Source organism: Streptomyces mobaraensis (genome assembly GCF_020099395.1).
Taxonomy (GTDB): Bacteria; Actinomycetota; Actinomycetes; order Streptomycetales; family Streptomycetaceae; genus Streptomyces.
Map to the genome: position 1 here is coordinate 1,411,442 of NZ_CP083590.1, position 12,421 is coordinate 1,423,862.

Sequence of the window (12,421 nt, forward strand, 5' to 3'; positions counted from 1 at the left end):
CTCCCGCAAGAAACGGTGAAAGGGCGGGACCGGGGCACCCCCGTTATGTTCTTCGCGGTCCTGCAAGAGGGCCGCTGGCCTCCGGGCCCGGCATGACTGTTCCCCCCTGTCGAACGGATGACCTGGGGGGTGGTGTCACCGGGCCCGAGGGGTGCCGTCGAAGACGCTGATGAGAGGTCCGACCACCGCCTGGCCCGGTGCAACGCTGAGCCGTTCGCGGGCGGCAGGTCTGCATAACGTGGATGCGCGAGTACGGCGCCGACGTCAAGGCCGGCACGGCACGAGCCCCCGTTCGGGAGGATGGGTTGCACGACAGCGACGGCGTGGGTGTCTTCCTCGGCCTGGACGTCGGAAAGACCGCTCACCACGGCCACGGGCTGACCCCGGCCGGCAAGAAGGTCTTCGACAAGCCCCTGCCCAACAGCGAGCCGAAACTGCGAGCCGTGTTCGACAAGCTGGCCGCGAAGTTCGGGACCGTGCTCGTCGTGGTGGACCAGCCCGCCTCGATCGGCGCCCTGCCCCTGACGGTCGCCCGCGACGCGGGCTGCAAGGTCGCCTACCTGCCCGGACTGGCGATGCGGCGGATCGCCGACCTCTACCCGGGCGAGGCCAAGACCGACGCGAAGGACGCCGCCGTCATCGCGGACGCCGCCCGCACCATGCCGCACACCCTGCGGTCGCTGGAGCTGACCGACGAGATCACCGCCGAGCTGACCGTGCTGGCCGGCTTCGACCAGGACCTTGCCTCCGAGGCCACCCGCACCTCCAACCGCATCCGCGGCCTGCTCACCCAGTTCCACCCCTCGCTGGAGCGCGTGCTCGGCCCCCGGCTCGACCACCAGGCCGTCACCTGGCTGCTCGAACGCCACGGCTCCCCGGCCGCCCTGCGCAAAGCCGGACGCCGCAGGCTCGTCGAGCTGGTGCGGCCGAAGGCCCCGCGCATGGCCCAGCGGCTGATCGACGAGGTCTTCGACGCGCTCGACGAGCAGACCGTCGTGGTCCCGGGCACGGGCACGCTCGACATCGTGATCCCGTCTCTGGCCCGTTCCCTGGCCGCCGTCCACGAGCAACGACGTGCTCTGGAAGCACAGATCCAGACCCTGCTGGAGGCCCACCCTCTTGCCAAGGTCCTGACCTCGATGCCCGGGGTCGCGGTCAGGACCGCCGCCGTCCTGCTGGTCACCGTCGGCGACGGAACCAGCTTCCCCACCGCCGCTCACCTCGCCTCCTACGCCGGCCTCGCCCCGGCCACCAAGTCGTCCGGCACCTCGATCCACGGCGAACACGCACCCCGGGGCGGAAACCGCCAGCTCAAACGCGCGATGTTCCTCTCCGCGTTCGCTGCCCTGCACGACCCAGCCTCCCGCACCTACTACGACAAATGCCGAGCCCGCGGAAAGACCCACACCCAGGCTCTCCTCCGCCTCGCCCGCCACCGCATCAGCGTGCTGTTCGCGATGCTCCGCGACGGCACCTTCTACGAACCCCGAGCCCCACGCCTCACTTGACGAAGGACATAGAGGCACCCCCCTCGGCCTCAGCCGAGCGCCTCGCGAGCGATCCGCTCCCCCACCCGCTCCAGCAACGGCCCGGCCTCCGCCATGGACCGCTCCGGGTCCGGTTCGAGCTCGGACAGCGCGTACGCCCGCCCGACACCGAGCACCACAAGATCCCCCCACCCCAGCTCCAGCCGCCCGCACACGGCCACCACCCGCGCCCCCCGCGCCCGCGCCGCCGTGGCGACCCCCTGCACCGCCTTCCCGTACAGCGTCTGCGCGTCCAGCGACCCCTCTCCCGTGATCACCAGATCCGCCCGCGTCAGCGCCTCCCCGAACCCGACGACGTCGAGCAGCACCTCGATCCCGGGCCGGAAACCGGCCCCGAGCCCGACGAGGGCGCCGTACCCCAGCCCCCCGGCGGCGCCGGCCCCCGGGGCGGAGGCCCGGGCGGGGTCCAGGGCGCGCGCGAGCCGCCCGAGAGCGGCGTCCAGCACGGCGACATCTTCCGGAGAGGCCCCCTTCTGCGGGCCGTAGACAGCCGCCGCCCCCGACGGCCCCGTCAGCGGATTGTCGACATCGGAGGCGAGGACGACGTCCGTCCGCGCCAGCCGCCCGTCCAGCCCGGAGAGATCCGCCCGCGCGAGCGCGGCGAGCGCGCCGCCCCCGGGCCCCAGGGGCCGCCCGGCCCCGTCGAGGAACCGCGCGCCCAGCGCGGCGAGCATGCCGGCCCCGCCGTCGGTGGTGGCGCTGCCGCCCACGCCCAGCACGATCCGCCGGGCGCCCGCGTCGAGGGCGGCCCGCACCAGCTCCCCGGTGCCGTACGTGGTGGCGGTCAGGGGCGCCCGCCGCCCCGGCGGTACGTGGCGGAGGCCGGACGCCTCGGCCATCTCGACGACGGCCGTGGAACCGCTCAGGGCCCACGCCGCCTCGACGGGCTCGCCGAGGGGGCCGGTCACCCGGGCCGTACGCCGGGCGAACCCGGCCGCGACGACCGCGTCCACCGTCCCGTCGCCCCCGTCCGCGACCGGCAGCGCCGTCACGTCCAGGCCGGGCGCCGCGCGCCGCAGCCCCGCCGTGAGGTGGGCGGCTACCTCGACGGCCGTCAGCGAGCCCTTGAACTTGTCCGCGGCGATGAGCACATGTGCGTCGGTCATCCGCTGCCCCTCTGTCTCCAGGTGTCGTCCGGTGCCGCGCCGCGCCGCGCCCGCGCACCCTATCCGGGCGGCCGGGGCGGTGCCCATCCCCTCGGCATCCTCTCGCCATCCCCTCGGCATTCCCCCGGGCGGCGTGCCAGCCCGGGGAATGCCGCGAATCCGGCCATAGTGGGGCGTCATGAGCACCGAGACCACCGACGCGTCCCCCTCGCCCCCCTCGTCGCGGGACGACCGCCCGGACCCGCCCCTGGTCGCCGTCGGCGCCGTCGCCGTTCTGGCGGTGGTCGCCTGGGCGGCGCTCGGCAAGCGCTCCTTCGACCGGGTCTCCACCGCCGCCCTCGGCTGGGTGCTGTCGAACTTCGCGTGGCTGTTCGTCATCGCGGCCGACGTGTTCCTCGTGCTGTGCGTGGTCATCGCGCTCAGCCGCTTCGGCCGGATCCGGCTCGGCGCGGACGACGACCGGCCGGAGTTCGGCAACCTCGCCTGGATCGCGATGATGTTCAGCGCCGGCATGGGCATCGGCCTGATGTTCTACGGCGTCGGCGAACCGCTCCAGCACTTCGTCTCGCCCCCGCCGGGCAGTGGCGTCGCCCCGGACTCGCCGGGCGCCGCCCGTACCGCGCTGGAGTACTCGTTCTTCCACTGGACCCTGCATCCCTGGGCCATCTACGGCATGGCCGGGCTCGCCCTCGCCTACGCCGGCTTCCGCAAGGGCCGCGGCAACCGGCTGAGCTCCGTCTTCGTCCCGCTGCTGGGGGCGCAGCGGGCGGACGGCTGGCCGGGCCGGATCATCGACCTGCTGGCCGTGTTCGCGACGGTCTTCGGCACCGCCACCAGCCTGGGCCTCGGCGCCCTCCAGGTGGCCAAGGGGCTGAACATCACCACCGGGATCAAGGACTCGACGTCCGTCGAACTCGTCGTCATCGGCGCCCTCTCCGCCGCGTTCGTGCTGTCCGCCTTCTCCGGCCTGCACAAGGGCGTGAAGTGGCTGAGCACGCTCAACATCGCGCTGGCCGCCTGTCTGATGCTGTTCGTCTTCCTCCTCGGCCCCACCGTCTTCATCCTCAACACCGTCCCCGCCGCCACCGGTTCGTACCTGCACGACCTGGTCACCCTCGCCACCCGCACCGGCGCCTTCACCGACTCCGCGTGGCTGGGCGCCTGGACGGTGTTCTACTGGGCGTGGTGGCTGTCCTGGGCGCCGTTCGTCGGCACGTTCATCGCCCGGATCTCGCACGGCCGGACCATCCGCGAGTTCCTGATCGGCGTCCTGCTCGTGCCCAGCGGCGCGACGATCGTCTGGTTCTGCGTCATGGGCGGCAGCGCCCTGCGCCTGGACATGACCGGCGCCGCCGACATGGCCGGGACCGTCGCGCAGGGCGCGGAGGCGTCGCTGTTCGCCCTGCTCGACACGCTGCCGATCGCCACCCTGGTCTCGTGGGTCGCCATGCTGCTGGTGATGACGTACTTCATCACCAGCGCCGACTCCGCCTCCCTGGTGATGGGCTCCCTCACCAGCCGCGGCGCCCTGCACCCCCGGAACTGGCTGGTGGTCACGTGGGGCGTGCTGATGGCCGCCGTGGCGGCGGTGCTGCTGGTGGCCGGCGGGCTGAAGTCGCTGCAGTCCGCGACGATCCTCGTCGCCCTGCCGTTCGTCCTGGTGATGCTCGCCCTGTGCTGGTCGCTGCTGACCGAGCTGCGCGCGGACCCGGGCGCGGGCCCGGCCCGGCACCACGCGCTGCACGGACTGCGGGACGCCCTGCGGACGATGGTCGGGGAGGCGATGACCGAGCAGGGGCCGGGACCGGTCCGGCATCCCCGGCTGCGGCGGGTGGCGGAGAGCGCCCGGGAGCGGGGGGAGGGGGACGACGGGCGGCCGTCGCCGTGACGGGTTGACCCTGCCCCTGAGGGCAGGGTTTAGCCTCCGGGGGACGAGAGCGGAGGCGGGTCATGGGGATCATGGGGACGGGGTCATGAGGATCGGCGACGCCGCCCGGCGGGCGGGCGTGACGGTCAAGGCGGTGCGGTACTACGAGGCCCTGGGGCTGGTCACCCCCGCCCGGCTGGCGAACGGCTACCGCGACTACGCCGAGCACGACGTCCGGGTCATCCGCGAGATCAAGGACCTCAACGGACTCGGCATCCCCGTCGAGCGCACCCGCCCCTTCCTCGACTGCCTGGCGGCCGGGCGCCCGCACGCCGACGACTGCCCGGCCTCGCTGGCCGGTTACCGGGCGGCGATCGACGACCTGACCCGGCGCATCGACGCCCTCGCCGCGCGCAGGGCGGCGCTGGCCGCCCGGCTGCACGAGGCCGCCCACCGCGACGGCGGCCCTCCCGCCCTCCCGCGGGAACACCCCGGACACGCCACGAATGAGGGAGACGCCATGCACGACTTCGCCCGCCTGCCCGCCGGCCTGCCCGTCCCCGAGGACGACGGCGCCTGCGACACCCTGCCCGGCCAGGCCCTGCCGCCCCTCGAACTCCCGGGCACGGACGGCCGGACCGTCCGCCTGGACGCACTCGGACCCGGCCGGTCCGTGATCTACGTCTACCCGCTCACCGGACAGCCCGGCACCGATCTCCCCGACGGCTGGAACAGCATCCCGGGAGCCCGCGGCTGCACCCCGGAGGCGTGCGGCTTCCGGGACCACCACGAGGAGCTCACGGCCGCCGGCGCGGCCCGGGTCTACGGCCTGTCCGGCCAGGACACCGCGTACCAGCGGGAGGTCGTCGAGCGGCTGCGGCTGCCGTTCGCCGTCCTCTCCGACCCGGGGCTGAGGCTGGCGGACGAGTTGCGGCTGCCGACGTTCGAGGCGGGCGGGCGGCGGTTGTTCACCCGGCTCACGCTGATCGTCCTGGACGGGCTGGTGGAGCACGTCTTCTACCCGGTGTTCCCGCCGGACCGGCACGCGGAGCAGGTGCTGGACTGGCTGCGCGACCACCCCGTACGGAACCACCCCGTGCGGGAGCGCGCCGCGGCGGGCGACGGGGTGTCGGGGACCGCCCACCCGGCCCGGTGACGAAAGGTCCGGTACCCGACCGGTATGACCCGTCGTATCCGCCATGTCGGCCGAAAGACCTAGGACCCGGGCGTCCCGCACCCGCGCGCTAGCATCGGCGGGGTGCCGCCCGGTCGCCGTCGGCCCCGCCGAGGGACGTCCTGGCGGCGCAAGTGCCGCCCCGGCGCACTCCGTTGCGCGTCGTTGCCCGCGCCGGGGCGGCACCTTGCCGGCCCGTTCCGATGGAGCGGGGCGGGTGCCGGGCAGCGCGGGACGAAGCGGGACGGGGAGAGGGAGCGGTCATGGGACGCAGCCGTACGGAAGAGGTCGAGGACCTGATGGGCCGCTTCCCCGGGGTGCCGCGGGAAGCCGTCATCAAGGAGGACCTGCTGCGGGGCGGGATCGCCTTCGACGAGTCCGCGCTCACCGGGGAGGAGGGCGGCGACGTCAAACCGAAGTCCTACTTCATCTTCTCCTTCGACCACCGCACCCTCCCCGAGCTCGGCGCCGCCGCCCTGCGCCGGCCGCCGGAGGAGATCGTCCTGACCGGCGGCCCCTACGGGCTCCGGCGCACCGTCGTCTCCGTACGGGTCAACCCCCAGTCCCCGTACCGGGTCGGGGTCACCCCGGAGGGGGCGCTCGGCCTGATGCTCGACGGCCGGCACATCGCGGACGTGGGCCTGCCGCCGATGCCGGACTACTACCGGCACACGCTCGCCAACGGCAAGTCGGTGATGGAGGTCGCCCCGACCATCCAGTGGGGCTACCTGATCTACCTGACGGTGTTCCGGGTCTGCCAGTACTTCGGCGCCAAGGAGGAGTGCCAGTACTGCGACATCAACCACAACTGGCGCCAGCACAAGGCGGCCGGCCGCCCGTACACGGGCGTGAAGTCGGTGGAGGAGGTGCTGGAGGCACTGGAGATCATCGACAGGCACGACACGGCCGGCGCCTCCCGCGCGTACACCCTCACCGGCGGCTCCATCACCTCCCGGGTGGACGGGCTCACCGAGGCGGACTTCTACGGGCGTTACGCGCAGGCGATCGAGGAGCGCTTCCCCGGGCGCTGGACCGGGAAGGTCGTCGCCCAGGCGCTGCCCCGGGCGGACGTCCAGCGGTTCCACGACTACGGGATCCGCATCTACCACCCCAACTACGAGGTGTGGGACCGGCGGCTGTTCGAGCTGTACTGCCCGGGCAAGGAGCGCTACGTCGGCCGGGACGAGTGGCACCGCCGCATCCTGGACTCGGCCGAGGTCTTCGGCCCGCGGAACGTCATCCCCAACTTCGTGGCGGGCGTGGAGATGGCGGCGCCGGCCGGGTTCACGACGGTCGGCGAGGCCGTCGACTCGACGGCGGAGGGGCTGCGGTTCTTCATGTCCCGCGGCATCACCCCGCGCTTCACCACCTGGTGCCCGGAGCCCACGACACCGCTCGGCCGCTCCAACCCGCAGGGCGCGCCGCTGGAGTACCACATCCGGCTGCTGGAGACCTACCGGGCGACGATGGACGAGTTCGGGCTGTCGTCGCCGCCCGGGTACGGGCCGGCGGGGCCGGGGCGGGCGGTGTTCTCGGTGAGCTCGTTCATGGACAGCCTGCTCCCTGACAGCCCGTCCGGCGTTTGAGGACAAGCGGCGAAGCCGCTTTCGGGGGTGCGGGGGCGGAGCCCCTGCAAGAAACGGTGAAAGGGCGGGACAGGGGCGCCTCACACGGGCGCGCGCAGCGCGCCCGGCAATTTCCGCTCACCCCGCGCGCCACCGCTCCGTACCCTCACCGCATGGCGAAAAAACCCCCTGGTCGCGATCCTCACCGGAGCAGGCGTCTCCACGGACTCGGGCATCCCCGACTACCGAGGCCCCAACGGCCTCTGGCGCCGCGACCCGGAGGCGGAGAAGCTCGTCACCTACGAGTACTACATGCGCGACCCGGAGATCCGGCGCCGCTCCTGGCTGATGCGCCGCGACGCGCCCACCCTGCGGGCCCGCCCGAACGCGGCCCATGAGGCGATCGTGCGCCTGGAACGCTCGGGGACACCGGTCCGGGTCATCACCCAGAACGTGGACGGCCTGCACCAGGCGGCCGGGCTGCCCGACCGCAAGGTGCTCGAACTGCACGGCTCCGCCCGCTCGGTGGTGTGCACGGAGTGCGGCGCGCGGTCGACGATGGAGGCCGCGCTGGCCCGCGTCGCGGCGGGCGACCCGGACCCGGCGTGCGAGGCGTGCGGCGGCATCCTGAAGTCCGCGACGGTCATGTTCGGGCAGCCGCTGGACCCCGCCGTGCTCGGTGACGCCCTGACGGTGACCAAGGCGTGCGACGTCTTCCTCGCGGTCGGCACCAGCCTGATGGTCAACCCGGCGGCGGCGCTCGCCGGGGTGGCGGCCGACCACGGCGCCCGCCTGATCATCGTCAACGCGGAGCCGACGCCGTACGACGAACGGGCGGACGAGGTGATCCGCGAGCCGATCGGGACGGCGCTGCCGGCGCTGCTGCGGCGGTGGGAGAGCGGTACAGCGGGCTGACGGGCCGGGGGCGGCGCCCCGGAGGCGGGGACCGGGCGAGGGCGCGGCCGGGGCGCGGGCCGGGATTGCGAGCGCAGAGTACCCGGCGCACGCTGGAAGTGGCGCCGCGTCCGCGCGGCGGCCCGCGCCTGTCGAGCGCCCGGCCCGGAGCCGGTGAGCCACCGGCCCCGTGGGGGGGCCGTGCGCCACTGGACCGACCATTCTCGGTACACCTTCAAGAAAAACCGGTCAGTTGTCGAGGAGTGAACGACATGACCGAACCGACCTCGGCCGGAAAATCAGCGGAGGACCTCGCCAAGCAGGTGATGCCCGCGATCCTCGAACTGCAGAGGGTTCTCCGTCCCCACACGGTGGCCTCTGAGGCCCAGGAAGTGAGGGGCTACATCAGCCTCACGTCCTGTCAGTACCTCAGCTGCGGCCCCGGCGGTGGCGGTACCCACCCCACCGTGATGTGACAGCACCCCCACGGGGACGGCCCCTCCGGGGGCCGTCCCGTACGGGACGGCGCACTGCCGTCGACGAGCCCCGAGCCCCCTTCCCGGACGACCGCACGAGGCGAACGTCATGCACGACTGGGAACTCCTCAACGCCTACGCGCGGTACCACCCCAGGTGGTTCGAGAGCGCGGACGCGTACACGCCGGCCACGGAGCACACCGAGGTATTCGAGAAGCTCGCGCCTCCCGGCTGGGCGCTCCGCCGCAGCGGCCTGTGGTTCGTCGCCGAGCCGTCCGGGGACGTCGCGCCGACCCCGGCGCCCGCGCCCGAGCAAGGCTGGAAAATCCATGTGGCGGTGCGTTCGCAGGACTCCCCCGCCTGCCTGGAGCGCGCGGCCGGGTGTGCGCTGGACGCCGCCGTGCCGTTCAAGTTCCTGCTGGACGCGCGGACGGTCGCCGAGGTCAACGGCAAGCTGTGGCCCCGCGGTTCAAGTGGCAAGTTCATGACCTTCTACCCGCCCGACGACGGGGCGTTCCTCCGTCTCGGGCACCTTCTGACGGACGAACTGCGCGGTTTCGACGGCCCGTACATCCTCTCCGACCGGAGGTGGCCGCGGTCCTCGTGCGTGTACTACCGGTACGGCGGCTTCAGTGCGCGGGCGCTGCTGCGGCCGGACGGCAGCCGCCGGTTCGTCATCGCCGACCAGCGGGGAGCGGAGGTGCCCGACGCCCGCCTCCCCTACTGGCAGCTCCCGGAGTGGCTGACCGACCCCCTCGTCCCGGACGGGCCCCCGGGGCGGAAGACGGGGACGGCACCGGAACTGCACGACGGGCGCTACCGCGTGACGTCGGCGCTGAACTTCTCCAACCGCGGCGGGGTCTACCTCGCCGACGACCGCTCGACCGGCCGGTTCGTCGTTCTGAAGGAGGCGCGGCCCCACATCGAGGTGGGACCCGGCCGCCTCGACGCCGTGGGACTGCTGGAGAAGGAGTACCGCATCCTGCGCGACCTCTCCTCCGACTGCGAGTTCTACGTGCGCCCCCTCGGCCTCTTCGAGGAGGGCGGACACACCTTCCTCGTGGAGGAGTACCTGCCGGGAGAGCACCTGGGCCGGCACACCATTCGGAAGAACCCGCTGTACCGGGCGGGCCTGACCCGAGCCGCCCTGGACGGCTACTACGCGGGCGTCCGCCCGGTCTGGGAGCGGCTGGCCCGGGCGATCGGGGCGGCCCACCGCCGCGGCGTCGTGCTGGGGGACCTCTCCTTCGGCAACGTCATCGTCCCGGACTCGGGCGGGCTTCGCGTCATCGACCTGGAATGCGCCGTCGAGGAGGGCGTCGACCCGCCCGTCGGCCTCCACACACCGGGCATGGCGCTGCCGGAGGCGGTGCGGTCGGGGGTCGCGGACCGGGCCAACGACCTTTACGCGCTGGGCGCGGTGGTGTTCGGCAGCGTCGTGCTGGCGAACGCGATGACCGAGCTGTACGCGCCGTCGCGCCGCCGCTTCCTCACCGACCTCACCGGGGAGTTGGGCCTGTCCGGCGCCTTCGTCGAGCTGCTGGACGCGCTGATGGAACGGCCGGAGGCCGGGCGCGCGCCCGACATCGACGACGTCATCGCGGCGTTGGACACCGTACCCGTCATGGCGCCGGCGCCGGTTCGAGCCCTGGATCCGGCTTCGGACCCGGCGACCGGTCACCCCGCGCCCCACCCGTCACCGGGGCCACCACGACACGACACGCGCGAACTCGCCCGCGAGACGCGGAGCGCTGCCCTCCGCTACCTCGAGCGCACCGCCACGCCGGAGCGCGAGGACAGGCTGTTCCCCGCGGACCCCAGCGTGTTCGAGACCAACCCCCTCTCCGTCGCCTACGGTGCCGCGGGCGTCCTGCACACGCTGCACCGCGCCGGGGGCGCGGACGCGGTCCCGCCCCGCCTGACCGCCTGGATGACCGCCCGGAGCATCACCGACGACGCGTACCCGCCGGGCCTCTACCTCGGACAGGCCGGCATCGCCTGGGTCCTGCGCGAGCTGGACCGGCCGGAGGCCGCCGTCGAACTCCTGCGGCGCGCCGGCCGGCACCCCCTGCGCGACGCCTCGGCCGACGTGCTGCACGGGCTGGCGGGCTACGGGACCGCCTGCCTCCGGTTCTGGCTGGACGGGTTCGGCGAGGACTTCCTCGACGCCGCCGCCCGGGCCGGCGAACGGCTCGCGGAAACCCGGGTCCGCGGCCCCCGGGGCCCGTACTGGCCGGACGCGGAAGGGAACGTACCGCTGGGTTACGCGGCCGGCGGCAGCGGGATCGCGCTGTTCCTGCTCTGCCTCTCCCAGGCGACGCACGACGAACGCGCCTACGCCCTCGGCCACTCCGCCCTCGAACACGACCTGACGTACGCGGTCCGGCACGGGACGGAGTTCGAGGGATTCCCGGCCATGGTGCCCCTGGAGACCGAAGCGGACACCGCCATCGTGCCGCGCTGCTACTGGGACTTCGGCTCGGCAGGGATCCTCACCACGCTCATCCGCTACCTGGCCGTGCGGCCCGACGACGGACTCGGACGGTGGCTGGATCCCCTCGTCGAGAACGTCCACCACAAGTACGCCGTCCTCCCGCAGTTCTTCCACGGGCTGTCGGGGATGGGCAACGCGCTGCTCGACGTATGGCGGTTCACCGGCGACCCCCGGTACCGGGAAGCGGCCTGGAAGGTGGCGGAAGGCGTCCTCCTCTTCCGCGTGGACAGCACGGAGGGGACGGGCTTCCCCGGGGAGCAGGCGCTCCGCGAGAGCGCCGACTTCGCCACCGGGACGGCGGGCGTCGTCGCCTTCCTGGACCGCCTGATCAGGGCGGACACGGATCCCGACCCGGCGCAGAGCCCGGACTTCGTCGTCGACGACCTGATACCGCTCCCGGCGCACTGACCCCTACACGCCGCGCGGTGTCAGCACAGAACAGCGCGATCTCAGAACAGCGCGTCCTGCCGGTCCCCCGCCCCCGACGGCAGCGCCCCCTCCAGCTCCAGCAGCCGCCGCTTCCGGTCCACCCCACCGCCGTACCCGGTGAGGCTGCCGTCGGCGCCGATCACGCGATGGCAGGGCACGATGATCGACACGGGGTTCTTCCCGTTCGCCAGTCCGACCGCGCGGGAGGCGTTGGGCGCACCGATGTGCCGCGCCAGCTCCCCGTAGGACATCGTCTCCCCGTAGGGGATCTCCAGGAGCCCGGCCCAGACCCGGCGCTGGAACGGGGTCCCGCGCAGGTCCAGCGGCACGTCGAAGCGGGTGAGTCTCCCCTCGAAGTACGCCGCCATCTGGCGCGCGACCTCGGCGAACGGCGCGGGATCGGGGTGCCCGAACCCCTCGTCCCCCGGCCGGTGCCGCTGGTCGAGGACGTAGAGCCCGGAGAGCGTGGCGCCGTCGGCGGCCACCAGGGTGAGGGGCCCGTAGGGGCTGTCGATGACGGTGTGTACGGCGACGGTGTCTACGGCGGACATAGGGGATCCGTTCGCTTCCGTTCGTTGTCGGGGACAGACGGTTGGTGGGTGGGGTGGTGGTCGTTTCAGGGCGCTCCGTGGGCGGGCGGGGGCTCGTACTGCCGGAGGGTACGCCGCCGGACCCGGCCGCCGTCACCAGAGGCCCCACGTTGGGTGCGCTCCGGCCGACGGTGGGGGCGGAACGCGGACACGTCGCTGTCGGCCGCCTGACCCGCTCCGGCCGCGGAGACAGCCGACGTGCCACCGTCGAAGCCGTTTCCGCCGGCCCCGCATCGCGTTCCGGGCAGTCGGCCGACGACTTCGGCGGAAGCCCCCGCT

At 73.4% G+C, this 12,421-nt stretch carries 9 protein-coding genes; 7 read left to right on the forward strand and 2 right to left on the reverse strand.

What is annotated here, in order from left to right; genetic code table 11:
• Positions 1 to 242 precede the first annotated feature (242 nt).
• A complete protein-coding gene (locus tag K7I03_RS05945; protein WP_398856255.1) occupies positions 243 to 1,508 on the forward strand; it encodes an IS110 family RNA-guided transposase in 1,266 nt (421 codons plus the stop codon).
• Positions 1,509 to 1,537: 29 nt separating this feature from the next.
• On the opposite strand, the gene K7I03_RS05950 is transcribed toward K7I03_RS05945, so the two are convergent.
• Complete coding sequence (locus K7I03_RS05950; protein WP_185945538.1) at positions 1,538 to 2,653, reverse strand: glycerate kinase; 1,116 nt, start codon at positions 2,651 to 2,653, stop codon at positions 1,538 to 1,540.
• A gap of 178 nt (positions 2,654 to 2,831) precedes the next feature.
• Between K7I03_RS05950 and K7I03_RS05955 the strand changes: the two genes are divergently transcribed.
• From K7I03_RS05955 to lanKC, 6 genes are all read left to right on the forward strand, one after another.
• Positions 2,832 to 4,541, forward strand: coding sequence for a BCCT family transporter (locus K7I03_RS05955; protein WP_185945537.1), 1,710 nt, complete (start codon positions 2,832 to 2,834; stop codon positions 4,539 to 4,541).
• Positions 4,542 to 4,626: 85 nt separating this feature from the next.
• Complete coding sequence (locus K7I03_RS05960) at positions 4,627 to 5,676, forward strand: MerR family transcriptional regulator (protein WP_224346911.1); 1,050 nt, start codon at positions 4,627 to 4,629, stop codon at positions 5,674 to 5,676.
• A gap of 281 nt (positions 5,677 to 5,957) precedes the next feature.
• On the forward strand, positions 5,958 to 7,280 hold the full coding sequence (locus K7I03_RS05965; RefSeq protein ID WP_185945536.1) for a radical SAM protein: 1,323 nt from the start codon (positions 5,958 to 5,960) through the stop codon (positions 7,278 to 7,280).
• Positions 7,281 to 7,448: 168 nt separating this feature from the next.
• Positions 7,449 to 8,174, forward strand: coding sequence for an SIR2 family NAD-dependent protein deacylase (locus K7I03_RS05970; protein WP_224347393.1), 726 nt, complete (start codon positions 7,449 to 7,451; stop codon positions 8,172 to 8,174).
• Between the two features lie 251 nt (positions 8,175 to 8,425).
• The gene (locus K7I03_RS05975) at positions 8,426 to 8,629 is read left to right on the forward strand and encodes a hypothetical protein (protein ID WP_185945534.1); all 204 of its coding nucleotides are present in this window, start codon (positions 8,426 to 8,428) and stop codon (positions 8,627 to 8,629) included.
• Between the two features lie 109 nt (positions 8,630 to 8,738).
• Positions 8,739 to 11,531: a class III lanthionine synthetase LanKC gene (lanKC, locus tag K7I03_RS05980; RefSeq protein ID WP_185945533.1), complete on the forward strand. Its 2,793-nt coding sequence runs from the start codon at positions 8,739 to 8,741 to the stop codon at positions 11,529 to 11,531.
• 41 nt (positions 11,532 to 11,572) lie between these two features.
• Here the strand turns inward: lanKC and K7I03_RS05985 are convergent, their stop codons facing one another.
• Entirely contained in the window at positions 11,573 to 12,103 is a 531-nt protein-coding gene (locus K7I03_RS05985; protein ID WP_185945532.1) for a methylated-DNA--[protein]-cysteine S-methyltransferase, read from the reverse strand.
• Between the last annotated feature and the right edge of the window lie 318 nt (positions 12,104 to 12,421).